Consider the following 24098-nt stretch of genomic DNA (forward strand, 5'->3'; position numbering starts at 1 on the left):
TTTTGATTATTTTGTTGTAAATGGATATTTGTATTTCATCAATTCTTGACTTGCATGGTGGAACATTTCTTTAAATATACTCCAATACCTTGGGTCGTCAGCATGAACCTGCACTACTGCATCACTAACAGATGGATTGCAGGATTGTGTTTGAGATGCACCACCGCAAAGAACTGCTTTTCTCATATCTATTCTTGATACAAATACACTTACACCACCCGGAGTATTTTGTACATCGGGAGTTAACCATTTTGAAAATGTCTCATCAGCAACTCTTTTAGCATCGCCACTCCAAGCAGACGAAGGGTCAAGTTGATATTTTGAATATATAAATGGAGTAAACTGTGCAGTAACACTTGTTGTAGGATTAAATCCACTTGCTACTAATCCACCAATTCCACCTATAGCGGCTCCTGCGGCAATATTTGTTAAAGCACTACCAAATGCAAAACTTCCAATACCACCAAGTAAAGCCCCCAGTACTAATCCCCCAAGAAATACCGCAAGACCTGTCCATCCTGATTTTGTTCGACTCCATTGGTAAATTAAAGTTTCATCCACAGGAAAGGAGTGATTCCCTTTCACTTTTATAAAATCATACCCTGTACTTCTTATTGAGTTACCGGGATTCATAGTAAATTCACCATAGGATTGACTCACCCTCTTTGGAAAAACGACCAGATATTCAGGATATACATAATAACGAACAGTTGTTGTTACTTTTTTTCTGAAAGCAGATTTTGATGTTGAAGTGCTAACTTCTTGTCTTACCTTAGGAAATATTATCACTCCCACACCAGCCTTATGCAATTCCATTGTTAATGCTACAAAATTGTAAAAAGCAGGTTCACTTATATTATTAAACATACCATTATTCTGGTCAAAATCAGATGCAGAAACTTTTTCCCAGCAAGGATCATCGTTTAGTCTCTGAAACCAATACAGGTCCGCACGATTGTAAACTGAAGGGTTGCCTACAAGCATTCTCAAGGATACTAAAGGATTAAATACTGCATTTTGTGCAGAAGTTTTGTCATATCCTGCATCAAGATACTCTTTTACTTTTATGTCATATTCTACAAATTTTCTTTCCACTTCATTAACAACATCTGCACCCGGACTTTGAACAGTACCAAGTGGATATTTACTGCTTTTTTGAGCATTACAGGTAGCATCATTATTCGGATTCCAATTAAGAAACGCAAAATTATAGAGAGATGGTCCCAAAGGATGATAAAAATTGCGTGGAGTGATTCTTAAAATTTCACCTCTTACCCATGCCCCCGCCTGCCAGATACGCATGAGAAAAATATTACCTGTGGCTTTTTCTCTTTCATACTTTGCAAATACAATTGGCGATGGATTTTCACTCAATGGAATAAGAGTAGAAACTTGAGATGCGGGCAACTGAAAATATACTGCTTCTTCTTTGCCCAGCAGTCTTGTATAACTGAACACATCAAGAAAATCAGGTTGAGACATATCTGTAGCACGAGGTACTTGTGAGGCAAAAGCTTTTACATCAAGCACAGGAGAAACAAGAAACATAGAAACAACGATTGGTAATAATATTAATGTAGATAGTTTTAACATAAAAAACCCCCTTTTTGTTTTTTTATAAAATATTATTTCTTTTTTTTACAAACATATCTATAACAAAAGTTCAGTTTTGTTATAGATAGCACCTGTTTTGTATCACTTTACATTTTGATTTTTTATTTTTTGTTGACTTATCTATAACATTTCCTTTAGCATAATGTTATGCTTGTGCAAAAAAATAATTTTAACCCTTTACAAAGTGTTTCTATTCAAGAGGAAATATATCATCTTACAGAAGATGAACTTAACAGGCTCACATTTGAGTTTCAGAAATGGTTTGATGAAAAACGAAGTGTTTTAAGGGGTAGATACTGGCTGGTTTTTCTATTTCTTCGTTATACAGGGGCAAGAATTTCTGAAGTTCTGAATATAGATGAAACAAGAGATATAGATTTCAGAGCATCTACAGTTAGACTCATCACTCTTAAAAGAAGTACCAGAAAAAAGAATCAATACAGAATTGTCCCTGTTCCCGACAGAGTTATTTCTGAGTATCTGAGATTTACAAAGCTTTACCCCACACTGGAAGGTAAGGTTTTTAAAGTCAAAAGAAACAATTTTTTTGTTGTCTTCAGAGAAATTTGTAAAAAAGCTAACATCCCAGAAAATATTTCTCATCCACATGTTTTAAGACACACCCGTGCAATAGAACTTCTCCGTGCAGGAATTCCTGTAACCGCAGTTCAACAACTGCTTGGTCATGCATCACTAAATACTACTGCCATGTATTTGAGATACAGTAATATTGAAATTCAAGAAATATTGAAAACAAAAGGATTAATATAAACAGTGAAAGTGGAGGAGGTTTTTTTATGTTAAAGAAAGAAAGTCAACCAGATGTTGAAACAAATGTTACAGAAAACATAGAAAACAAAAAAGATTTATCAGAAGAACTGAATAATCAAAAAGATAACCCAGAAAGGATTGATGCTAAATCTGATCAATAAAAATTCTTTAAAAAAGAGAAATACATTTTTTTACAGAAGAAAAATTAGAAAAAATCAAAATTTCTTCGTCGCTCACGCTCCTCGCATTGACCTGATTGGATACTTCTTATAGTCACAAAATAAATACTCCCTGCAAGGACCAAATCGGACGCTTATTGTAATGAACAAATTCGTGACTCAACACAATTAACAGATTGTAGTAAATCTGGCAATGATTAGATGGGTAATCTTTGCAATGAAACCATCATCAATTTCACGAAAATATGAGCTTTAGCTATCACAAATACTCGCCGAATTAGATAAGAAATTCGTAAAACAGGGCTTCCTGTGCTCTAAATCGTCTCTCCATATCTATATTTCAGGTCAAAGTAGTAGCTGTAATAAAACTTTATCTCTGGATAAAACTTCTTTAAATACTCCTCCACATCAGGTTGTATTGTGTAACTCACCACAAATCCTTGCACTTCACCTCTTAGATATTGTCTTACCCTTTCAATAATACGACTGAATTTTTCTATATCTCTTTTACCTAAATGAGCCTTGCATTCTCCTATGAGATATACTGTCTTTCCATCTCTCTTACCTTCAACATAGATGTTAAGTTCATCAAATTTTCCATCAGGATATACTATGTTTTTTCTGCCAAAGTTCTTTACCTTTATTCCGTATTCATCCTCCGCAAACTTCTTCATCAGTGGAATTATCTTATCTTCAAGACCATAGCCTACTGTGTCTGCAAGGTTTCCAAGCATTTTCCTTGTTTCTCTATGCTCTGAAGCAAGCTTCCTTATTTCTTCTTCTGTTCGTTTCTGGGCTTCTGCAAGTTCAGCAACAGTCTTTTCAAGTCTTGTGAGTCTCTCTTCAAATTTCTTCTGTGCTTCGGCTAGCTCATTCAATCTCTGTTCAGTCTTCTTCTGTGCCTCAATTAGCTCTGCAACTGTTTGTTCAAGTCTTGTAAGTCTCTCTTCAGATTTATTATGTGCCTCAATTAGCTCTGCAACTGTTTGTTCAAGTCTTGTAAGTCTTTCTTCAGATTTCTTCTGTGCCTCGGCTAGCTCTGCAACTGTCTGTTCAGTCTTTTTCTGTGCCTCGGCTAGCTCTGCAACTGTCTGTTCAGTCTTTTTCTGTGCCTCAGCTAGCTCTTTAACTATTATTGCCAGTTCCCGTATTTCAGCCTTCAGGGCCAAAAAATCCTCTTTTTTTACCATCTCCCCGATCGTCTTATCCAGACTCTTAAGTATCTTAATAAGACTTGACCTAAGGGCAGGTTCAAGTTTCTCTAATTCTTCAATGATTTCTATACTGAAAAGCATATCTTAATATAAACTGTTTTACTAAATATTATCAATAAGTCTTACATTTATCAAAGAGACTTTACTTTTGATTGTTCAGGCAACCTGAACCTCTATGGTTGAAGTAAACACCTTTTTTCTTTTAATTTCTTCAAATTCTTCAGGAGTTAACGTCTCAAGATAAAGTTCCACCGCTTCTTTGATGTTTGCAATTGCTTCTTCGAGAGTATCACCTTGACTTATGCACCCTTCAAGTTCAGGACAGTAAACAAAATATCCTGAAGAGTCTTTCTCTATAACTATGGTAAGTTTCATATATAAAGTTAAAAAAAATAGAATAAAAAAATCAATGTAAATTCCTCTCTTGGATAAATCCTTATGATTGTTGTGACATCCTCTCACGGATAAATCCGTGAGCTTCCTGCTTCCACGAGGTAGCTTACACGGATACAGGGATTTCTCCCTAATATCCGTGCAGAGGCTATCCTCTCCACAGGCGTTACTTCAGCCCAGCCCAGGCTTAGGATGTGGTCAGGGTCCACATCAAACCCTTTCTTTAACATTACAAGCGATGCATTCCAGTCCCTGTCTGCTAAAAAACCACAACCTGAACAACTAAACAGTCTGTCAGACAGAGACATCTGTTCCTGATAACCTAACATGAAACACTCTCTGGTAGTTGGTTCAACCCTGTCAATCAGGATGGTCTCAAGACTGGCACTCAGCCTTGATTTAATTGTTCCCACACCTGATGAGTGAACCTCACTACCAAAGAGTTTGCTCCATGCTTTGACTGGATCGTCCTGATAAACTACTGTTTTATATTTCTTAAGAAACCCTATAACCTTATTCTGACAATCTCTGCGTCTGTTCACTATTTTAAGCATTTCTCTACGCATAAGTTCGTTTATCTTCTGTCTGTTACGAGAACCTTTCTTTGCCCTTGAAAACCTGCGTTGAAGTCTCCTGTATCTATCTGTTTCTTTAAGTTCAAAATCTATGCATATTCCATTGGATAGGTTAAGTTTGTTCGTTATACCAAAGTCTATTGCAATCGGTTTATTGAATTTTTCATTATTAACAAGTTTAATTCTACCTTTTTTGTCATTGATAGCAGTTATTTCTTCATCTCTGTTTATATAGCAGGTTACATGTAAATAAAAGCCATTGGCTTTTCTTATAAGATTGGCATTGGCTATTTCTACACCATCAGGTATCTGATGTAAGCCAAACACTCTGAACGAATCAAGCCTCTGAATGTGCACTCTGTTGCGATTGAAATCCAGTCTATAAGTTATTTCATATTGCTTTAAAGGAACAGAGTTTACAAAGCGTTTTGGTTTAAGAATACCTATCCTGTTACCATTGAGTTTCAGATTTTTAAGACTTTTCATGTTATCTACCAGACGGTCCGCTATTTCCTGTTTTACCTGAGAACCAAGATGGCTTAACATTCTTGTTTCAAATCTATCCTTAACTTTGATTTTAACTTCCGTAAGTTTGTTAGCAGTTTTGATCTGTTCTGGATTGAATAGTAAATAGTTATACAACCACTTGGATTCAAGAAAAACAGAGTTTAACAGAGTTTTCTTTCTGTTGGTTTTTGCCTGTATTTTAAGTTCATAGGTTACAGGTTTTTGAGTTTTTCGTTTCTCCCTGGTTTTTATTAAAGAGTCCTTAATTTTTTCTTTCTTGTCTGTAGTTATCATTTTCCTTTTTGTTCTTCTATGTATAGGAACTATTATTTCACTTGAAACATTACCAGCAGTAGCAAAAAAATAACTTCTCGTCCATAAAGTGGGAAGTTTGGTCACTAAAAAAGAAAACTCTTTCCTTAACTGATTTGATGTCTTGCCTTTTATTGCTTTCACAACCTGATGTGGGGATTCTTTAACATTGAATCGTGAACTACTCCTCCCTTACGGAAGGAGCTTCCTGTTTCAACGACACCGACTTACCTGAGTTACTCAGGCAGAGGTCAGTATCTCCACAGGCGTTAGGTTCGGACTGTTCCAGCCCTACCTTGAGTATGTTCAATGCTGCATTGATGTCTCTGTCAATCTCTAATCCACAATTCGGACAGATGTGTACTCTGTCTGCTAATGTCTTGTCCACATAACTACCACATTTACTGCAGAGTTTACTTGTGCCATTGGGATTTATAAACACCGGCAGTATGCCCCTGAGCATTACACTCTTATAGGTGACATACTGCACAAGTTTGCCCCAACCAGCATCATGTATGGCTTTCGCTAAATTGTGGTTTTTTACCATTCCTTTTATGTTAAGTTTTTCCAGGAATATAAGACTGTAATTCAAGACAAGCCATAATGCTAGTTTATGTAAATTTCCATTGTCAGGTAGTATAGTGGTAGTGTCTTTTTCTACCGTTATGCAAATAAACCATTTGTCTGATCTTTCTCTCTTAAGAGTTACTGTTTTGGCTTTTGTTACATCCAGGGCTCTATGATATCTGATTTTTACTTTACCAAAACCAGGAAGAGTTATACAGGCAAATTTGTGGTTTACAGGGTTAATTTTTACTACCTGAACCTGTTGTTTTTTGCTGTTCATCCAGACCTGTGGAAAGGTAAATGAATTGTATCTGGATAACTTCTTTCTCTTTGGATAACCTACCTTTATCTTTTCGCCGTTTTTCTTTCTTCTAAGGTCATCAAAAAACTTCTGATATGCTTTATCAACTCTTCTTAAACAATCCTGCAACACCTGACTGTGTATCAGCCTTAGTTCAGGATTAGTTTTCTTAAGTAGTGGTAGTTTATTCTGCTGTTCTGTGTAACTTAAAGTTTTTTTATTATCTTTATAATAAATTTTTCTCTCCCCCAGAGCCTGATTGTAAAGGTTACAGAGAATGTACAACCAGTTTTCTGCTCTGTATTGTTGTAAATCAGTTAGATATGCTCTATACCTGTATGTGAGTAGTTTATTCTCTTCCCTGGCTTTCGACATAGTGTTTTATATCCTCCAGAGTTACCTGCCCTGTGGATGCTATAAAATACGAATCTGACCAAAATTTTCCATTCCACAAGTACTGCTTAAGATAATCTCCAAACTCTTTCCTTAACAGTCTTGACGATACGGATTTCAATGAGTTCACAAACCTCGATGGTGCAATTGATGGTCTGGACGAAAACAAAATATGAATATGATCCAGATCTGTTTCCTGCTGGATTACTTCTATCCCAAATGATTTTGCTACTTCCAGAACAATTTCCTTTAGCCGATTGCTTACTTTATCTACTAAAACCTTACGCCTGTATTTAACACACATAACAAGGTGGAACTGAATTGTATATATTGAGTGGCTCCCTTTGTCTAATTTGTATTTCATGGTTTTATTATAACATGCAACTGAATATTTCATCTGCCTTTCATCCCCTTCCTTACGGAAGGGGACTTCCCGGCAGAAAAGTTAAAATCCGTGGCTTTCTTGGTTGAACTTTTGTAAATTTTCATGAAAATTGACCCTGGTTTTATCGCGAAAATTAACTCACCCTATTTCTGTTGTACAAAAAATTTATATTTTCAAAAATAAAATCCAATATTTTCAATGAGTTATAAAATTTAATTGATAAACTCAGGTGATTGGTTATGATCATGAGATACTGGCATAAACAAACGAAAAGTCAGAGTAAATCTTGACTAATAAACTTTAAGTATATGCATGCTCATTTTCAATCAAAGAGCAATTCAAAATCCCTCGGAGATAAAATTCTGATTCTTTTGTATTTTTTAACAGAAAGCAATTCAGTATCACCTGTCACTATATAATCAGCATTGCTTGCCACTGCACAGGCAATTATATTGTCATCATCTTTATCCTTACAGATTCCTGAAATAGTTAGACTGTCTTGAATTACGTCAGTAACTGCTTCATTGATTATATCTGTTGATGAATTTACCTCGCCCTCCTGAGAATCCTTGAACATAGACCTTCTGTAACGAGTGCTGCTATATAAACATTTGTATCAAAAACAACTCTCACGATATTTTCTTAAAGACATCTTCTTCTGTAACAATACCAAGTTTTTTTGCTTTTGAACCCATCCTCTTTTGGAGATCTCTGAGTTTCATTTCCCACAGAAAAAGACTTAAAGATTCTTTAACAATATCACTCTTATTTCTTCCTGTCTTTTTTGCAAATTCATTGAGTTCCTTTAAAATCTCCCTGGATAGACTAACCGAAATCACGGACCTCATGTTTCACCTCCTTTATTACAATACACTACAATATAAGATTATCTCAAGTTTTCCCACTGTTTTAGGGGTTATTTTAATAGAAGGGTGGGTCAATTTTCATGAGAAAAATGGGTCAATTTTCAGTGAGAATTTTCAGTTAGACCAATATTTCACTGGACAGAGAGAAGAATAAGAGGGCACTTTGTGATGTGTTTCATAGCCTTTTTACTTGAGCGAGCCCTTGAGATAGAGATAAAGAGAGCTGGAGAGAGCATCTCTCAAGACAAAATCAGAGAAGCTATAAACAGGATGAACTATGTAGAGATTGAAGTAGATGGTAGAAAAGTGTATATAAAGACCAGACTTTCCCCAGAAGGGAGAAAAATCCTTAAAGCAATAGGCATGAAAGCACCCTCCAACATAGTTTCAGAAGAAGAACAAGCTTAAGCAAACCATTGACAGTCAAAGCTTTAGAGGCAGTTGTAGTGGTAAAAATTTTCTTTAATATTGTAAAAATCTTTTATTTTCAATAATTTTCAAAATTTAACTGACAAAGTCAGGAAAAAATAATTTTATATGGTTACCCTCTGATTTTTTTAGTTTTTTTATTAGAACTTTTCTCTTCTTTGTCCTTCGATGATTCATAAATGGCAACAAAATTTACAGGATCAAGAATTAATGGAGGAAGTCCTGCTTTTCTGGTTAAATCAGCTATGGATTCTCTGATAAATGGAAATATAATTGATGAACAGTTGATATGAACTATCCTTTCAAGTTCTTCTTTCTCTGGTATTTTATCAAAAACAAATATTCCTTCAAAAATTACCCTGAAAACAAAAGGCTGGTTTTCGTTTTCAGATGAAAAATTTAAAGTTACTATTACTTTTTCCCCTTTTTTATTAAATGATATGTTAAAACTTAAACCAATCTTATACTTTTTATTTTTTTCAGGCTTAAAAACTGGATTTAAAGCAAAAAAACATTCTCTCTGTCTGATGGTTTCTATGCTGAATTTTGGGTTAAATTTAGGCTGCATTTTCTTTTTTTATCTGATATTGTCTTGAATTTTTATCTTTATTGATTAACCTGTTTATTCTAAAACTGTAATCATTTTTAATCTGTGGTATCCAGGTAATATAATAAACATTCCCTGTAGACTCATAATTATCCAGTTCAATTTTTTCTTCTTCAATATTTTTTTCTCTTAAAGATACAACAAGCTCAAGATCAAGTATTTTTGCTACTTTTCTCAAAGTGTTGATTGAATAATTTTCATAATTAGGATTTTCCAGTCTTGCAATTGTTGATTGGGAAGTATTAAGTAACCTTGCAAGTTGAGACTGAGTGAGTCCCTTTTTTTCTCTGTAATAGGCTATCTCAGCTGCAAGACGGGTTTTTTCAAGTCCTCTATAAAATTCGGCTTCAAATTCCTTATCCTTGAATTGTTCTTTTAAAAATTCTCTGAAATTTTTCATATTTCATCTCTCCTTTTTCGAGCAATTTCAATTTCTTTTGATGGAATTTTCATTCCTTTTTTAATAAAAATATGCAAAATTATAAAAGTGCTCTTTTTCATAGTAAAAATTAATCTGTATTCTTTTTTTATATGACATACCCTTAATTCCCACAAATCTTTTTCTGCTTTTATTTTTTTACACCAGCCAGATGATAAATTTAGTCCCCTTTCTTCAACAATCTGTATACATTGTAAAATTTTGTTGACCTCCTTCCTATGTTGTTTCTTAAGTTCATTTAAATATTCTTCTACTCTGTTATGAAATACTACATTGTACTTTTTCATAATTTTATCTCAAAAATGAGATTTTGTCAATGCTCTGTCAATAAAATATAAAAAAATTATAACATTAAATTTTTCACAGAATAAAATACTAAAATTGAAAAGGTTGTGTAAAATTTTTTCCTGACTTTGACAGTTAAAAATTTAAAATCCTTTATTTTCAATATGTTAGGGCGAACCTGTTCTGTTTACTCCACTACAATTTCTCTGAGGATTACTGGCGGGATTTTTACTCCTGTGGTTTTAAATATCTGATTAATTTATATATCGCTATCCTTTTTTTGACCAATTCTGCAAATTCAAAAATCTCTGAGATAATGCTGTCTTGGTTAGACTGATATAAAATAAAAAATGCCAAAGAAACCGAATATAGAAAATGAAGCACTAAACAAAAGAAAATAAAAACCTCAGGGTGTTGCTGAAAAGGTACTCAATATCCTCAAAATACTCAATCTCAATGAACAGGACAAGCATCCCACAGTAAAAGAGCTTGCTCAAATCTGTGAAGTAAGTGAGCGTTCCATCTATCGTTATCTATACATCCTCAATCAAGTCGTTCCCATAAAAGAGTAATGTTAACATTGTCAGATAGTCATGGACTTAGCTCTGCCATAAAAGCCCTTTTCCCAAAAAATGACCACCAACTCTGTTTCATTCATATGCAAAAAAAATTAGGAAGAAAACATGTCAAAACAGGACGTTAAGGCTTTTTATGAAGAACTGTCCAGAGGCAGTAAGGAAACAACACATCTAAACAACAAATATAGTGGAAAACATAAACAGCAGATTAGAACTTGTACGAATGAATACAGGAGGGGATTTTCAATCAGTGAGGACAGCTGAAGTTGCGATATATGTTACATTGAGCAGAATAGAACAGACAAAATGGAAAAATCCTATGCCTCTGGTAAAATCCTGCTCTTTATGAGTTAAGACAGATGTTTAATGCTAAATTTTTTGGGGAGACACAATTTTCTTGACAAGTCTCTATATGCAACATCAAAATCACATGATGAAAAAGTCCTTACCCTACCTTTACCCGTCCTGAGATGTCATGTCAGGACAGTTAAAGCACGGTTCAGAAAAATTTAAGGTAAAACCCCTTATGGCAATGTTGCCATAAGGGTTATTGAATTGTTATAGTGATGTGGAATGTAATTTTTTCTATTATCGTTCTAGGCAGTGTAAAATTTTTTATGTGTAAAATTGACAGAGCAATAAATGAGGGTGTAGCCTCCATTAAATTAACCAAAAATCACACAAAGAAAGTTTGATAGGTTTAGGATAGATCATTTTTGCATGTTCCATAAAGTATTCCATAAAAGTTCCATAAACGTTCCATATTTTGCATAACACACAATTTTTTAAAAGTTTATATTTTATGGGACACTTTATGGAACGTTTATGGAATATTTTATGGAACTATTTTTTTAAAAAATTTTATAAAAAACTATAGATAAACATGGTTAAAATAAGGAGAAATCACCTTTACAAAAAAAACCGAAAAAATCTTTTTTCAATCTTCAATCTATAATTTCTTCTCAAAACCACACTCTACCTGTTGCAACTGTTGCAACAGGGTCCTTTCATGCAACTGTTACTTGTTGCAACTTTTACAAATAAAGAAATTTTATGCCTAAAAAATAATATTTATTATGAAGATTTACCGGTTTTGTTTACATAGTACATACAGCGTTGTTGAACACCAATATGAAAAACATGATGGACATGGATATCATAAAGTACTTACCAGAGAAAAATTTTCTATCGCAAATAAAATTTTATCATTGGCAGATATCTATTCAGCATTAATGAGCGATAAGCCTTACAGATCATCTTGCGATAGAGCCCTGATATCAAGCAATATCCAGAACCAAACTCCTCGTTGGCTTGAAGCCGAATTTATAAAAAATTTAATTGAAATCAAAAAATTTGAAAACAGTCAATATGTTATATAAAAGAAGGAGGTAAAATTTATGGAACTTTTAACAACAGATGATGTTGCGAGAATGCTTAAAGTTAATAAAAGAACTATTTATTACTGGGTTGAAAGGAAACAAATTCCACACATAAAAATTAACAATAAACTCATAAGATTTAGACCAGTTGACATTCAGGAATTTATCGAGAAAAATCTCGTTAATTCTGATGGAGTTGATGAAACTGTTGACGAAGTCGTTGATGAAATCCTTTCAAAAATCAATTCGTAAATATTTGACTCTTATGTTTCCTATTTCTTATTCTATTGTATCTCTGTTCTTTGACAAATCAGGTATGCAAGCCTGTATGGAGGTTATATATGGGCTTGTATAAAAGAGGTAAAATCTGGTGGATTGCCATTACAATTGATGGCAAGCAAAAATGCTTTTCTACAAAGACCAGTGATAGAAAAATTGCTGAACAAATTTACGCAAAGGTATTACTTAAACTTGATAATCAGGAATCGAACCTGCGTCAACAGATTGTAAATTATTGATTTCATTGCATTTTATTTTTGTTTCGGATAGAGTTGAAAAATCCTTTCTTGATTCTTTTAATCCTTTTTTATTTGTAAACTTCTCCTCTATAATCAGTTTTGTCAATGAAAATTACTCTGTTTTCTTTGTCAATTGTAAATATTATTCTCAATTTTCCTTTTCTTATTCTGTAATAACCTTTCCATTCTCCTTTTAGTTTTTATATATCAAGTTTTATGTTCTCTCGCTTAACCTTCAAAATCAATTTTTTTATTTCATTTTTAATTTCGTCGGATATTTTTTCTCTCTCAATAAAATCTAAGGCTTCATTGGAATACTGAATTATCCATTTCATATAACAATTGTTTCACTATAAACAGGCTTTTTTTCTCGGGAAGGAGCCCCATATATTTGTATAATATCTCTCATTTCTTCATCAGAAACATCTGGTACATTATTTAAAAATCTTTCTAAAAATTCCTCTTCAAGTGCTTCTCTAACTGCCATTTTAATCATTTTAAAAGGTTCCTCTTTTTCAACAGGTTACATTTAAACCTCTAAATTTTGTTGTATCATAAACCTTTCGACCCTGTCACCAAACACTCTCAGGATTTGTAATTACCACCACTGCCTGAACCAAGATATCCATATTTTTGCTTTTTAACTTCCTATAGTGAATTAATCTTTTCTTCAAATCTCTATTTTTTGTTTTCTTCAATTTTATTGTCTACATTCTTTGCTTTTTCTTTTAACAATTTGTATAAGGCAACAAAATTTACAGGATCAATATTAATGGTGGAAGACCTGCTTTTCTTGTTAAATCTGCTACGGATTCCCTGATAAATGGAAATATAATTGACGAACAGTTGATATGAACAATTCTTTCAAGTTCTTCTTTCTTTGGTATACTATCAAAAATAAATATTCCTTCAAAAACAACCCTGAGAACAAAAAGCTGTTCTTTTTTCAGAGAAAAAATTAGGGTTACCTTTACCCTATTACCTTTTTTGTGAAATGATATATTCAGACTTAAATCAATCTGATACCGCCTGTTTTTTCAGGTTTGGAAACAGGATTCAGAGCAGAGAAACATTCAATCTGTCTGATATTTTCTATTTTAAATTTAGATTGCAATTTCCAGTCCTTCTGTATCATTAATGGTTTTTTATTTTAAGTTTTTGTCAGTCACTACTTTGTAAACTTTTTTGTAATTCTAAATCCTTAATTTTTTGGCTCTGTTTTTCAAACTGCTTAATTTTATCCTTTATCAAAATTTGAATAACAAAAGGATAAGCATCAAGAATCCTTAAAAGATTATCCATGGGTCTGCTCTGACACAATTGCCCTGTTTCGTATCTTGCAAAACTCTTTTTCCCTCCACCAAGAATTTCTCCCATTTTCTCCTGAGAAAGTCCAAATTTTTTCCTGATATTTCTTATTTCTTCAGGTGTAAGTAATCCTTCAACCTGTCTTTTGAATTCTTTTAATTTCTTGCCCGCTGATTTCAAGGTTTTTCTGTCAACAATGGATTCACCACATACATTGCATTCATGAATTACATAATCAGGTATTGTGATTGTTTTACCTTTGTAATTAAAAACTTCTTCTGTAACTTTTTTAACCAACTTACCCTTTCCACAAAAAGGACATTTTTTAAACTCTTGCATTTTATATTTCCTCCTTTTTATATTCTTTAAATTGAACTAAAATTGCTTTATTTTCAAAAATTTGAATTTTTATATAAATTTCAATGTCGTTTTCATCATCTTTAAAAATGTAGACATCCTGCCATAGTTCAGGAAATCTATCTGAAGGCATTGATTTGTAAAAATTTTTGTTTGATAATTTTTCAATAACATCTGTAATTTCATCTTCGTCCATATAACCCAGTTCACCTGCTCCCTTAAATGCAGTATTTGTAATACATCTCTTCCCAGGATTTGAAAATAAATTTTTAAATTTGCAAAGCCTCATAATGAGGCTTTTTCTTGGGTGCAGGTTTTTTCCTCGTTGCCATTTAAATAATGATAACATATCTCAATTCCTCTATTAAAAATAGTATCAATATGATACTATCATGCTACTAAAAGTATATAAAATTGTCAATAGATAATTATTCTGTCTTTGCAAAAAAGCGGGAGTTAGCTCTGTACGGCACTCCAATTTTGAGGACACTTTTTAGCCTTTCAACTTGTAGAGCTTTAAGCAATATTTCACTTATCCTTTACTTTTGCTTCTTCAAAGTTTTCAAAAGAGTAAGCATTTTCCTGAGTTTATAGCCAAATGTATCACCTCATTAAGCCAGATTAATTCCTCCTTAATTGTGCTAATTACTCTTTCAGTGTCGGCATTCCCCTTCGGATTGTCTTAAAATGTAAATATTTGTTCAATCCCAAGCCATACTGTCAAACCATTTTCTTTTTTCATTTATACCCCTCTCTCCTGATTTTTTCTGTTCTGCTGAAAAAGTTTAAACTCTACAAACTGATCATGTCCACACTTTGATAGGTTTAGGATAACCACCTTTACTAAAAAAACCGAAAAAATCTTTTTCAATCTTCAATCTATAATAAGGTAGTGTAAAATTTTTTATGTGTAAAATTGACAGAGCAATAAAAGAGGGTGTATCCTCCATTAAATTAACCAAAAATCAAACAAAGAAAGGAGGAATACACCCATGAAAGAAAAACCTTTAACTAATTTAAGATTACCAGATTTATGGAAAGAATTCAACAGTAATTTTAATGAATCTTTCTGGGAAGAATTTGAACAAAAAATGAAGTTAATGAAGAAAAAGTTTATTGAATTAGCATTGCAAGAGGAGATAACAGCACTTACAGGGGCTCAAAAATATGAAAGAACCCCAGAGAGGGTCTACCGTAGGAATGGATACTGGAAGAGATACATAATCCTGAAAGATGGAAAACTTCAGATTAACATGCCCAGACTAAGAGAGAAAGGTTTTCAAAGCAAGATAATTCCCAGATACATAAGAAGGCAAAGCCAGATAGATGAGATACTAAAGCAGATATTTATTTATGGAGCATCAACACGACTTACAGCTAAAGCCTTAAAACCACTTATTGGAGAAGTATCAGCTCAAACAATATCAAACATAGCAAAAAGTCTTGATGAGGATGTAAAGAAATTTCATCGGAGAGAAATTAATGAAAAGTATATGTATCTATTTTTAGATGCCATAGTTCTTAAGATTAAGACAGGTATAGGTTCTAAGAGCAGGGCTGTTTTAGCGGCATATGGAGTAACAGTGCAGGGGATAAGACAGATAATAGACTTCAGGGTAGTAGATACAGAAAGCGAGAACAAGTGGACAGGATTTTTACAGAATCTTCAGACAAGGGGATTAACAGATGATACATTAAGTCTGATAGTAACGGATGGGAGCAAAGCTCTTGAGAATGCAGTAGACAATGTATTTCCTCTTGTATTGAGGCAGAGATGCTGGGCACATAAAATGAGGAATGTAGCGAAATATCTTAGAAAGAAAGATGAAAAGGAATGTCTTTTTGAAGCTAAGAAGATATATAGTGCAGAGAATTTAAAAGAGGCAAAGAGAAATTTTCAGTTATGGGAGAGCAAGTGGGGCAGACTTTATCCTAAAGCAGCAGAGTGTATAAGAAAGAACTGGGAGCAATTGACAGCTTTTTACAAGACACCTAAGGCATTATGGAAGAAGTTAAGGACAACAAACATAATAGAGAGGGCATTTAGGGAAGTAAGGCGAAGAACTAGAACTATGAGTTGTTTTAATAATGTTGAAAGTATTGAAAGAATAGTTTTTGCAGTGATAAGCCATTTAAACGAAAAATGGAGGAATACACCTATTTATGAATTTACACAAAATTATTGACATTACCTCTATAATTTCTTCTCAAAACCATACTCTACCTGTTGCAACTGTTGCAACAGGGTCCTTTCATGCAACTGTTACTTGTTGCAATTTTTACAAATAAAGAAATTTTATGCCTAAAAAATAATATTTATTATGAAGATTTACAGGGTTTGTTTACATAGTACATATAGCGTTGTTGAACACCAATATGAAAGTCATGATGGACATGGATATCATAAAGTACTTACCAGAGAAAAATTTTCTATCGCAAATAAAATTTTATCATTGGCAGATATCTATTCAGCATTAATGAGCGATAAGCCTTACAGATCATCTTGCGATAGAGCCCTTTTATCAAGCAATATCCAGAACCAAACTCCTCGTTGGCTTGAAGCCGAATTGATAAAAAATTTAATTGAAATCAAAAAATTTGAAAACAGTCAATATGTTATATAAAAGAAGGAGGTAAAATTTATGGAACTTTTAACAACAGATGATGTTGCAAGAATGCTTAAAGTTAATAAAAGAACTATTTATTACTGGGTTGAAAGGAAACAAATTCCACACATAAAAATTAACAATAAACTCATAAGATTTAGACCAGTTGACATTCAGGAATTTATCGAGAAAAATCTTGTTAATCCTGATGGAGTTGATGAAACTGTTGACGAAGTCGTTGATGAAATCCTTTCAAAAATCAATTAGTAAATATTTGACTCTTATGTTTCCTATTTCTTATTCTATTGTATCTCTGTTCTTTGACAAGTCAGGTATGCAAGCCTGTATGGAGGTTATATATGGGCTTGTATAAAAGAGGTAAAATCTGGTGGATTGCCATTACAATTGATGGCAAGCAAAAATGCTTTTCTACAAAGACCAGTGATAGAAAAATTGCTGAACAAATTTACGCAAAGGTATTACTTAAACTTGATAATCAGGAATCGAAAACTGTTACTTGGCAGACAGAGACAAATCAAGAAAGTATGCTTACTTTTGAATCCTTTTACAGAGAACACTATTTGCCATGGTGTTATAAAAGACAAAACTATTATCATACAAAAAAATACTATCTCAAAGTCTTGCCAGAGTGGTTTAAAAAGTTAAGACTGGTTGATATAAATAATAAAGAAGTTGAAATGTTACAGTCTTATTTTATTAAACAACAATACTCAACTGCTACCTGTAACAGATATATTTCAATTTTAAAAGCTAGTATGACAAAGGCGTACGAATGGGAACTGATAAGCGAGAAAAAATTAAAATCAATCAGAAAAGTAAAACCTCTTAAGGGTGAAAATAAGCGACTCAGATATCTTAACTCTGAAGAAATCCAGAGATTACTTGATGCCTGCGATAAGCACTTATACCCGATTGTTTTTATCGCCCTTCATACAGGCATGAGAAAAGGAGAGATCCTCAACCTCAAATGGGACATGATTGATCTTAAAAACGATCTCATATTGCTCGATAAAACAAAAAACTGCGAAAGAAGAGAAATTCCAATTAATAAAGCACTTAAACAGGTTTTACTACAGTTGCACGCTCAAAGAAGACTTGATACTGACTATGTTTTCGTTAACCCTGATACAGGCAAAAATTACACATACATAAAAAGAAGTTTTGCCACTGCTTGCAGGAAAGCAGGTATCAAGGACTTCCACTTCCACGATCTCAGACACACTTATGCGAGCCAGCTTGTAATGAATGGAGTTGATCTTAAAACAGTGCAGGAACTTTTAGGGCACAAAAGTTTAACCATGACACTCAGATACGCTCATCTATCACAGGCTCATAAGAGAGAGGCAGTTAAGGTACTTGAAAAACTACATTACTACAATTTTACTACATTTTACTACAGTGAGGGATAAGCAGTTTTTGAAAACCCTTGATTTTATTGGCGGGGTGGACGGGACTTGAACCCGCGGCCTCTTGCGTGACAGGCAAGCGTTCTAACCGTGCTGAACTACCACCCCATTGGCATGGGCGGAACAGGTATCGAACCTGTGACCTCAGCCTTGTAAGGGCTGCGCTCTCCCATCTGAGCTATCCGCCCGTATTTTTTAGACTAATACAATGATTGCTAAATTGTCAAGAAATTCAACTCTTTCCTGAACACTATTTGCTTATTAGAGGATAAAATTGTATAATTTAAAAGAGCATGAAGCTCTAAAAACCTCATGAAGAGGTTTATATCCCTATGAAAGGGAGGTGTATCATGATTAAGAAAATATCAGGAAAGGCCATGCCCACCTGCAAATGCAAAAGTTCCTGCTAAGTCTCAAAAGGGGGAGAGTCTTCTCTCCCCTTTCCTTCTTTAAGCATACTGTGCAATAATACAATATGCTACAATTTGTAGGAATATTACTTTTCATCTTAATTGTCCCCCTATTAGCCTTAGCAGATGAAAATATCCCATATTTTAATTTTATGGCAGGATACTACTCTGCAATAAATGGTGATACCAGTAGAGCAATTAATTATTATGAGAAGGCGCTAAAGAGTGACCCATCTTCAAAACTCCTCAAGGTACTTCTCGCAGATGTTTATTTAAAATCTGACAACACTGAAAAGGCAAAAGAATATATTGAAGAAGTTTTGAAAGAAGCTCCTGAAAACAGAGAAGCCCTTCAAGTTCTCGCCTTTATCTATGTTAAAGAAAAAAAAGCTGAAGAGGCTATACGCATTTACGAAAGAATCCTCGATAAAATACCTAATAGAATTGAAACCCTAACAAGAATAGGCAATCTCTATTTATCTACAGGAAAACTCGATAAAGCGATTGAAACATTCTTAAAAATTCTCAACGAAGATGAAGACAATATTATGGCTTTACACTTCATAGGAGTTATATACATAGAAAAGAGAGAATTTGAAAAGGCAAAGGAAGCCTTTAAAAAAATTATAGATATAAATCCAGAGTATGAGCCTGCTTACACAAATATTGGAATAGCAGAAGAGCTTTCAGGAAATTTTCAGTCGGCCGAGTCGTATTTCAAAAAGGCACTACAACTAAATCCTTCAAATCTTTTTGCAAGAGAAAGGCTAATTAACTTATATTTTTCACAAAAATCCTACAACCAAGCAATTGAACAATTAGAAACGTTAAAAAAACAAAGAAGCGAATCAGAACAAATCATAGAAAGACTTGCCCTTCTGTATTTACAGACAAAACAGTATGATAAAGCCGTAGAAGAGCTAAGTTATCTTTTGTCAAGGCATCCAAATGATTTAAATTTGATGTATTACTTATCACTCATCTATCTTGAGACTGAAAAATACAGTGAAGCTGAAAATCTTTTGAGGAAAATAATATCTATAAATCCAAGACAGGTAAATGCCTTTTTAAATCTTGCCATCCTCTATGTAAAGCAAAAAAAATTAAACGATGCTTTAAGCATCTATGATGAAATTCTACAATTCTCTGAAGAAGTTCCTGACATTTATGTATATGCTGCCGAGATAGCAATAGATTTGAAAAATTACAATAAGGCAAAGGAATATGTTGAAAGGGGACTTCAAAAATTTCCCGACAACGTTGAAATAAATTTCATAGCTGGCGTTCTCTATGACAAGTTAAATCAGTTTGAAAAAGTGGAAGAGTTGATGAAAAAGGTTATAAAACTTAAACCTGACCATGCAGAAGCTTTAAATTATTTAGGATATAGTTATGCAGACAGAGGAATAAACCTTAAAGAAGCTCTTTCTCTAATTGAAAAAGCCATAAAATTAAAACCTCAGAATGGTTATTACATCGACAGTCTTGGATGGGTTTACTTCAAACTCGGCGATAAAGAAAAGGCTTTAAAATACCTGCTTGAAGCAATAAGTTATGTAAAAGATGACCCTGTTATTCTTGAACACCTTGGAGATATATACAAATCTTTAGGGCAATATGAAAAAGCCATTGAAGCATGGCAGGAATCACTTAAATATCATGAAAAGGAACAAGGACTTAAAGAAAGAGTTGAGTTAAAAATAAAGGAAATAAAGCCTTTGATTAAAAAATAATGTTCATCTTTAAGTCACCCGCTAAAATAAACTGGGCTCTATACGTATTAAAAAAAAGAGTTGACGGATATCATGACATTGTTTCACTTATCAATACTGTAAACCTATACGATACGTTAATATTTGAAAAATCTTCTTCAATAGAGGTTCATTGCAACTATCCAATCAGAACAGAAAATAATCTTGTTTACAAAGCTGCAAAGTTATTACAAGAGTACAAACAAATAAAAGAAGGAGTAAAGATAACCGTCAGAAAAGAAATTCCCATAGGCGCTGGCTTAGGAGGGGGTAGTTCCAATGCCGCAACCACTCTGAAAGCTTTAAATGAATTATGGAAATTGAGTCTAACCTTAGAGGAATTGAACAACTTGGCCATGCAAATAGGTAGCGATGTTCCATTTTTCCTAAATACTCCACTCTGCCTTGTTGAGGGAAAGGGAGATAAAATAACACCACTTAAAATTGAAAAGACTTATCATCTTTTAGTTGTTAAACCTTCCTTCAGCATTTCTACGAGATGGGCATATGAATCATTCGATGCAGAAAGTCAATTGACAGAAAATTATGAAAAGATAAATAATAATATTTGGCTGTTGTATAAACAGCTTTGTGAAGGAGTTATTGATAATAAATGTCTTTGGAATGACCTTGAGCAAGCAGTAGTTAAGAAGTACAGGGAGATAGATTTTTTAAAGAGGAAGCTTCTAAGTTCTGGGGCAGTAGCAAGCCTAATGAGCGGAAGTGGCTCAACTGTATACGGAGTTTTTGAAAGCAAAGAGTCAGCAATAGCTGCCTCGAAAGAATTCATCGGATACTGGACGAGAGTTGTCCAGACTTTAGTTTAGGAATAGAGTTTTAAAATAAGTATAATTGGGGAGTCGCCAAGCGGCAAGGCAGCGGATTTTGGATCCGCCATTCGCAGGTTCGAATCCTGCCTCCCCAGTATAAAAAACCCTCGGGCAGAGGGTAATTTTTATTATGAGGAGAAATATAAATGCCAGATGGAATACGACTGATAACAGGAAATGCGAATCCTGAACTTGCCAAAAAAGTAAGCGACTACTTACAAATTCCAATTACTGAAACTACAGTTAATACCTTTAGCGATGGCGAAATAATGGTGCAGATTAAAGAAAATATAAGAGGCTCTGATACATTTGTTATTCAGCCCACCTGCACACCTGTAAATCAGAATTTAATGGAACTTCTTCTCATAATAGATGCTCTTAAAAGAGCCTCAGCAAGACGAATTACTGCTGTAATTCCATACTATGGGTATGCAAGACAGGACAGAAAAGTTCAACCGAGAGTGCCTATATCTGCCAAACTTGTAGCCAACCTTATTAGCACTGCAGGAGCCAACCGAGTGCTTACAATAGACTTGCATGCAGGACAGATTCAAGGTTTTTTTGATATTCCCGTTGACCATCTCCTTGCAATTCCTGTAATGCTTGATTATCTGAAAAAAAATGACCTTCTTAAAAATATAATTGTCGTATCCCCCGATGCAGGAGGGGCAGAGAGGGCAAGATTTTTTGCCAAAAAAATCAATGCTCCCCTCGCAATAGTAGATAAAAGAAGAGACGCTCCCAATGTTTCAAAAGTCATGCATGTTATTGGTGATGTAAAGGATAAAGACGCACTTCTCATTGACGATATGATTGATACGGCAGGAACAATAACTCAGGCAGCATTAGCTTTAAAAGAAAAAGGCGCAAAAAGGGTCTTTGCCGCAGCAACCCATGGAGTTCTCTCAGGCCCTGCCATTGAAAGGTTAAACAATTCTGTCCTTGAAAAAGTAATAATTACCGATACAATACCCGCTGAAGATAAAAAACAACAGTGCCCTAAAATTGAAATACTGACCGTTGCTCATCTTTTAGGTGAGGCTATAAGAAGAATTAACGAAGAAACTTCAATCAGTTCATTATTTGTTTAAGGAGGACTAAAGCATGGAAAAATTTATTCTTAATGCTCTAAAAAGAGATGGAAAAGGTAAAGGTGCAGCAAGGCAACTAAGAAAAAACGGTTTTATACCATGTATAGTTTATAAAGGTGGAGAATCATTACCCCTTCAGATTCCTACCAAAGAAATGCTGCCCTTCATGAACATCGCAACAAGGGAGAAATTGTTTGTTACCCTAAAATTAGAAGATGCTGAAAAGCAGGCAATACTTCAAGATTATCAAGTTGACCCTTTAACAGGCAAACTATTACATGTAGATTTTCTCGAGGTAAGTGCAACAGAGAAAATCAGAGTTACAATACCCGTTCTTCTTGTAGGAGAACCCATTGGAGTAAAACAAGATAAGGGAATTCTACAGCATGGCATATCAGAAATAGAGATAGAAGCCATACCAGAGAAAATTCCAGGACATATAGAGGTAGATGTATCCCAACTTGGAGTTGGAGATTCTATACATGTGAGAGACATAAAATTTGAAGAGGGAATTAAGATTATATCTGACCCTGACGAGGTCATAGCAACCGTTACTGTTGAAGAAGAGGAAGAAATTGAAACATCAGCCGCTACAGCAGAACCAGTAGAGCCTGAAGTTATAAAGAAAGGAAAGAAAGCTAAAGAAGAAGAACAAGAATAAATAAATTGAATGACTCTTATAATTGGATTAGGAAATCCTGGGCGAAAATACAGCCAGACACGGCACAATGTTGGTTTCATGGTAATTGATAACTTGGCTAAAAGATACGGTGTGAGTTTCGTTGAAAAAAAGGAATATCTAATCGGAATTGGTCATGTTGATAGCAGGAGAATTGCTCTTGTGAAACCTCAAACCTATATGAACTTAAGCGGATTAGCAGTCAAAAAATTAGTTGACAAAACCATACTTGAAAATTTACCACAATCAATCATCGTCATTCATGATGATCTGGATTTACCGGTTGGAAAAATGAAAATAAAAAGAAATGGCTCTTCCGGGGGACACAAAGGCATTCAGTCCATAATAGAAAATCTGGGCACTAAAGACTTCATCAGAGTAAAAATAGGCATTGGAAAAGACCCTGGAATAGATGTTTCAGACTACGTATTAAAACCTTTCTCAAAAGAGCAAAAGCCTTTAGTGAAAGAAAAAATTTTACAAGCAGCCGATTCAGTTGTTACAATTCTTAATGAAGGCGTTGATAAAGCCATGAATATCTACAACCGAGAGGATGCATGATGCTTGCGGCAATAATATTTATTCTAATATTCTTTGCACCCGAACCATCCTATGCGTGGGGGCCTCTCACTCATGCTTATTTATCTCAACAAGTATTTAAAATATCACATTTACTACCGGTCTCGCTGATTCCTATAATAGAAAGCTGTAAAGATTATTTTATTTACGGCAATATAATTCCAGACACAATTTTCGGCAAAAAATATTTACCACAAGAGAAAAATCCTCACACATGGCAAACAGGCTTTAGCTTGCTTAAAGGAGCTAAAAGCAAAGAAGAAAAAGCCTTTGCATACGGTTTTCTTACTCATTTAGCTGCTGATGCTATACTGCACCATGATATAAAAAATTTAAATCCCCTCCAGCATGTAATATTTGAACTCAAAGCCGACCGAATAGTAGACAGATATTACTGGCTACAAATCATGACTATTAACAAAAGAGTGAGGAAAAAAAGTGACCACTTTTTTGAGCAAGCTCTATCAAATCCCAGTATATCAATTAAAACCTCAAAAAAAATATATAAATCTCTTATTTTCCTATCAGCATTCAATGTAGGAGAGCTCAAAAATCCAGAAGCCTTTGATATATTCCATTTAAAATCCATTACTGCCATGCTTGAAGTATTAAACAGCGAAGAAAAAGCCTCTATTACAGAACTATCGCCCCACAATTAATGAGAGCTTGAATCTTTCTAATTCTCTTAACGTCATCAACTCCGTATAGCCCTATCATAATGGTTATAAAAAAATAGGGGGCATTCATA

At 34.1% G+C, this 24098-nt stretch carries 33 protein-coding genes, 3 tRNA genes and 2 pseudogenes; 19 read left to right on the forward strand and 19 right to left on the reverse strand.

The window, feature by feature from the left end; all coding sequences use genetic code 11:
- Positions 1 to 6: 6 nt before the first annotated feature.
- The gene (locus ACZ430_RS05520; RefSeq protein ID WP_464910410.1) at positions 7 to 1593 is read right to left on the reverse strand and encodes a hypothetical protein; all 1587 of its coding nucleotides are present in this window, start codon (positions 1591 to 1593) and stop codon (positions 7 to 9) included.
- A 168-nt stretch (positions 1594 to 1761) separates the two neighbouring features.
- On the opposite strand from ACZ430_RS05520, the gene ACZ430_RS05525 reads away from it, so the two are divergent.
- Both ACZ430_RS05525 and ACZ430_RS05530 read left to right on the forward strand, forming a co-directional pair.
- Complete coding sequence (locus ACZ430_RS05525) at positions 1762 to 2385, forward strand: tyrosine-type recombinase/integrase (RefSeq protein WP_464910411.1); 624 nt, start codon at positions 1762 to 1764, stop codon at positions 2383 to 2385.
- 26 nt (positions 2386 to 2411) lie between these two features.
- On the forward strand, positions 2412 to 2546 hold the full coding sequence (locus ACZ430_RS05530) for a hypothetical protein (protein ID WP_281753258.1): 135 nt from the start codon (positions 2412 to 2414) through the stop codon (positions 2544 to 2546).
- Positions 2547 to 2878: 332 nt separating this feature from the next.
- Here the strand turns inward: ACZ430_RS05530 and ACZ430_RS05535 are convergent, their stop codons facing one another.
- The 8 genes and pseudogenes from ACZ430_RS05535 to ACZ430_RS05570 all read right to left on the reverse strand — a co-directional run bounded on the left by ACZ430_RS05535 (position 2879) and on the right by ACZ430_RS05570 (position 8059).
- Entirely contained in the window at positions 2879 to 3859 is a 981-nt protein-coding gene (locus tag ACZ430_RS05535; RefSeq protein WP_464910412.1) for a hypothetical protein, read from the reverse strand.
- A 75-nt stretch (positions 3860 to 3934) separates the two neighbouring features.
- A complete protein-coding gene (locus ACZ430_RS05540) occupies positions 3935 to 4153 on the reverse strand; it encodes a type II toxin-antitoxin system HicB family antitoxin (RefSeq protein WP_464910413.1) in 219 nt (72 codons plus the stop codon).
- 83 nt (positions 4154 to 4236) lie between these two features.
- Positions 4237 to 5547: an RNA-guided endonuclease InsQ/TnpB family protein gene (locus ACZ430_RS05545; protein WP_464910770.1), complete on the reverse strand. Its 1311-nt coding sequence runs from the start codon at positions 5545 to 5547 to the stop codon at positions 4237 to 4239.
- Positions 5548 to 5577: 30 nt separating this feature from the next.
- Positions 5578 to 5727, reverse strand: a pseudogene (locus ACZ430_RS05550) (transposase); the annotation flags it as partial.
- A 19-nt stretch (positions 5728 to 5746) separates the two neighbouring features.
- Positions 5747 to 6808, reverse strand: coding sequence for an RNA-guided endonuclease InsQ/TnpB family protein (locus tag ACZ430_RS05555; RefSeq protein WP_464910414.1), 1062 nt, complete (start codon positions 6806 to 6808; stop codon positions 5747 to 5749).
- Positions 6783 to 7223 carry an IS200/IS605 family transposase gene (gene tnpA, locus ACZ430_RS05560; RefSeq protein WP_464910415.1) on the reverse strand — a complete coding sequence of 147 codons (441 nt, stop codon included), beginning with the start codon at positions 7221 to 7223 and terminating at the stop codon, positions 6783 to 6785. The genes ACZ430_RS05555 and tnpA overlap by 26 nt, the downstream gene beginning before the upstream one ends.
- Before the next feature lie 310 nt (positions 7224 to 7533).
- A complete protein-coding gene (locus ACZ430_RS05565; RefSeq protein WP_059175954.1) occupies positions 7534 to 7788 on the reverse strand; it encodes a putative toxin-antitoxin system toxin component, PIN family in 255 nt (84 codons plus the stop codon).
- Positions 7789 to 7840: 52 nt separating this feature from the next.
- Positions 7841 to 8059: a ribbon-helix-helix domain-containing protein gene (locus ACZ430_RS05570; protein WP_281753247.1), complete on the reverse strand. Its 219-nt coding sequence runs from the start codon at positions 8057 to 8059 to the stop codon at positions 7841 to 7843.
- A gap of 135 nt (positions 8060 to 8194) precedes the next feature.
- Here ACZ430_RS05570 and ACZ430_RS05575 point away from each other — a divergent pair.
- Positions 8195 to 8485, forward strand: a pseudogene (locus ACZ430_RS05575) (IS1634 family transposase); the annotation flags it as partial.
- Between the two features lie 133 nt (positions 8486 to 8618).
- Here ACZ430_RS05575 and ACZ430_RS05580 read toward each other — a convergent pair.
- The 3 genes from ACZ430_RS05580 to ACZ430_RS05590 are packed head-to-tail and all read right to left on the reverse strand — an operon-like array spanning position 8619 to position 9839.
- Positions 8619 to 9074 (reverse strand): protein-export chaperone SecB, encoded by a 456-nt coding sequence (locus ACZ430_RS05580; RefSeq protein WP_464910416.1) that lies wholly within the window; start codon positions 9072 to 9074, stop codon positions 8619 to 8621.
- Positions 9064 to 9513, reverse strand: coding sequence for a helix-turn-helix domain-containing protein (locus ACZ430_RS05585; RefSeq protein WP_464910417.1), 450 nt, complete (start codon positions 9511 to 9513; stop codon positions 9064 to 9066). The genes ACZ430_RS05580 and ACZ430_RS05585 overlap by 11 nt, the downstream gene beginning before the upstream one ends.
- A complete protein-coding gene (locus ACZ430_RS05590; protein ID WP_464910418.1) occupies positions 9510 to 9839 on the reverse strand; it encodes a type II toxin-antitoxin system RelE/ParE family toxin in 330 nt (109 codons plus the stop codon). The genes ACZ430_RS05585 and ACZ430_RS05590 overlap by 4 nt, the downstream gene beginning before the upstream one ends.
- Positions 9840 to 10280: 441 nt before the next feature.
- Between ACZ430_RS05590 and ACZ430_RS05595 the strand changes: the two genes are divergently transcribed.
- The 5 genes from ACZ430_RS05595 (at position 10281) to ACZ430_RS05615 (ending at position 12312) form a co-directional block, all read left to right on the forward strand.
- On the forward strand, positions 10281 to 10409 hold the full coding sequence (locus tag ACZ430_RS05595) for an HTH domain-containing protein (RefSeq protein ID WP_464910771.1): 129 nt from the start codon (positions 10281 to 10283) through the stop codon (positions 10407 to 10409).
- Complete coding sequence (locus ACZ430_RS05600) at positions 10373 to 10540, forward strand: transposase (RefSeq protein WP_464910772.1); 168 nt, start codon at positions 10373 to 10375, stop codon at positions 10538 to 10540. Before ACZ430_RS05595 ends, ACZ430_RS05600 begins: the two co-directional genes overlap by 37 nt.
- Positions 10541 to 11491: 951 nt before the next feature.
- Complete coding sequence (locus ACZ430_RS05605) at positions 11492 to 11794, forward strand: HD domain-containing phosphohydrolase (RefSeq protein ID WP_464910419.1); 303 nt, start codon at positions 11492 to 11494, stop codon at positions 11792 to 11794.
- Between the two features lie 18 nt (positions 11795 to 11812).
- Positions 11813 to 12046, forward strand: coding sequence for a helix-turn-helix domain-containing protein (locus ACZ430_RS05610; RefSeq protein WP_464910420.1), 234 nt, complete (start codon positions 11813 to 11815; stop codon positions 12044 to 12046).
- A gap of 89 nt (positions 12047 to 12135) precedes the next feature.
- Positions 12136 to 12312: a hypothetical protein gene (locus tag ACZ430_RS05615; protein ID WP_464910421.1), complete on the forward strand. Its 177-nt coding sequence runs from the start codon at positions 12136 to 12138 to the stop codon at positions 12310 to 12312.
- Positions 12313 to 12512: 200 nt separating this feature from the next.
- Here the strand turns inward: ACZ430_RS05615 and ACZ430_RS05620 are convergent, their stop codons facing one another.
- The 5 genes from ACZ430_RS05620 to ACZ430_RS05640 form a co-directional block, all read right to left on the reverse strand.
- Positions 12513 to 12647, reverse strand: a complete 135-nt coding sequence (locus ACZ430_RS05620; protein ID WP_464910422.1) for a hypothetical protein — start codon at positions 12645 to 12647, stop codon at positions 12513 to 12515.
- Entirely contained in the window at positions 12644 to 12799 is a 156-nt protein-coding gene (locus ACZ430_RS05625; protein ID WP_464910423.1) for a hypothetical protein, read from the reverse strand. The genes ACZ430_RS05620 and ACZ430_RS05625 overlap by 4 nt, the downstream gene beginning before the upstream one ends.
- Positions 12800 to 13067: 268 nt before the next feature.
- On the reverse strand, positions 13068 to 13331 hold the full coding sequence (locus ACZ430_RS05630) for a protein-export chaperone SecB (protein WP_464910773.1): 264 nt from the start codon (positions 13329 to 13331) through the stop codon (positions 13068 to 13070).
- Positions 13332 to 13473: 142 nt separating this feature from the next.
- Positions 13474 to 13959 carry a type II toxin-antitoxin system MqsA family antitoxin gene (locus tag ACZ430_RS05635; RefSeq protein ID WP_464910424.1) on the reverse strand — a complete coding sequence of 162 codons (486 nt, stop codon included), beginning with the start codon at positions 13957 to 13959 and terminating at the stop codon, positions 13474 to 13476.
- Between the two features lies 1 nt (position 13960).
- Positions 13961 to 14326, reverse strand: a complete 366-nt coding sequence (locus ACZ430_RS05640; RefSeq protein ID WP_464910425.1) for a type II toxin-antitoxin system MqsR family toxin — start codon at positions 14324 to 14326, stop codon at positions 13961 to 13963.
- A 643-nt stretch (positions 14327 to 14969) separates the two neighbouring features.
- Here ACZ430_RS05640 and ACZ430_RS05645 point away from each other — a divergent pair.
- From ACZ430_RS05645 to ACZ430_RS05660, 4 genes are all read left to right on the forward strand, one after another.
- Entirely contained in the window at positions 14970 to 16163 is a 1194-nt protein-coding gene (locus ACZ430_RS05645) for an IS256 family transposase (protein ID WP_464910426.1), read from the forward strand.
- Positions 16164 to 16298: 135 nt separating this feature from the next.
- Positions 16299 to 16601: an HD domain-containing phosphohydrolase gene (locus ACZ430_RS05650; protein ID WP_464910427.1), complete on the forward strand. Its 303-nt coding sequence runs from the start codon at positions 16299 to 16301 to the stop codon at positions 16599 to 16601.
- An 18-nt stretch (positions 16602 to 16619) separates the two neighbouring features.
- Positions 16620 to 16850: a helix-turn-helix domain-containing protein gene (locus tag ACZ430_RS05655; protein ID WP_059175946.1), complete on the forward strand. Its 231-nt coding sequence runs from the start codon at positions 16620 to 16622 to the stop codon at positions 16848 to 16850.
- 92 nt (positions 16851 to 16942) lie between these two features.
- Positions 16943 to 18013 (forward strand): tyrosine-type recombinase/integrase, encoded by a 1071-nt coding sequence (locus tag ACZ430_RS05660; RefSeq protein ID WP_464910428.1) that lies wholly within the window; start codon positions 16943 to 16945, stop codon positions 18011 to 18013.
- Between the two features lie 27 nt (positions 18014 to 18040).
- Here ACZ430_RS05660 and ACZ430_RS05665 read toward each other — a convergent pair.
- Positions 18041 to 18118: transfer RNA gene (locus tag ACZ430_RS05665), tRNA-Asp, on the reverse strand.
- Between the two features lie 7 nt (positions 18119 to 18125).
- Positions 18126 to 18198, reverse strand: a tRNA-Val gene (locus tag ACZ430_RS05670).
- 287 nt (positions 18199 to 18485) lie between these two features.
- Here ACZ430_RS05670 and ACZ430_RS05675 point away from each other — a divergent pair.
- The 7 genes from ACZ430_RS05675 to ACZ430_RS05705 all read left to right on the forward strand — a co-directional run bounded on the left by ACZ430_RS05675 (position 18486) and on the right by ACZ430_RS05705 (position 24009).
- Positions 18486 to 20153 (forward strand): tetratricopeptide repeat protein, encoded by a 1668-nt coding sequence (locus ACZ430_RS05675; protein WP_297212918.1) that lies wholly within the window; start codon positions 18486 to 18488, stop codon positions 20151 to 20153.
- Positions 20153 to 20998 (forward strand): 4-(cytidine 5'-diphospho)-2-C-methyl-D-erythritol kinase, encoded by an 846-nt coding sequence (ispE, locus tag ACZ430_RS05680; protein ID WP_297212920.1) that lies wholly within the window; start codon positions 20153 to 20155, stop codon positions 20996 to 20998. Before ACZ430_RS05675 ends, ispE begins: the two co-directional genes overlap by 1 nt.
- A 26-nt stretch (positions 20999 to 21024) precedes the next feature.
- Positions 21025 to 21096: transfer RNA gene (locus ACZ430_RS05685), tRNA-Gln, on the forward strand.
- Between the two features lie 51 nt (positions 21097 to 21147).
- Positions 21148 to 22092 carry a ribose-phosphate pyrophosphokinase gene (locus ACZ430_RS05690; RefSeq protein ID WP_297212179.1) on the forward strand — a complete coding sequence of 315 codons (945 nt, stop codon included), beginning with the start codon at positions 21148 to 21150 and terminating at the stop codon, positions 22090 to 22092.
- 13 nt (positions 22093 to 22105) lie between these two features.
- Positions 22106 to 22753: a 50S ribosomal protein L25 gene (locus tag ACZ430_RS05695; protein ID WP_297212182.1), complete on the forward strand. Its 648-nt coding sequence runs from the start codon at positions 22106 to 22108 to the stop codon at positions 22751 to 22753.
- 9 nt (positions 22754 to 22762) lie between these two features.
- Entirely contained in the window at positions 22763 to 23332 is a 570-nt protein-coding gene (gene pth / locus ACZ430_RS05700) for an aminoacyl-tRNA hydrolase (RefSeq protein ID WP_297212185.1), read from the forward strand.
- Positions 23332 to 24009 (forward strand): zinc dependent phospholipase C family protein, encoded by a 678-nt coding sequence (locus tag ACZ430_RS05705; protein ID WP_297212188.1) that lies wholly within the window; start codon positions 23332 to 23334, stop codon positions 24007 to 24009. The genes pth and ACZ430_RS05705 overlap by 1 nt, the downstream gene beginning before the upstream one ends.
- Positions 24010 to 24098 lie beyond the last annotated feature (89 nt).

It is taken from the genome of Thermodesulfovibrio sp. TK500a (assembly GCF_055381765.1).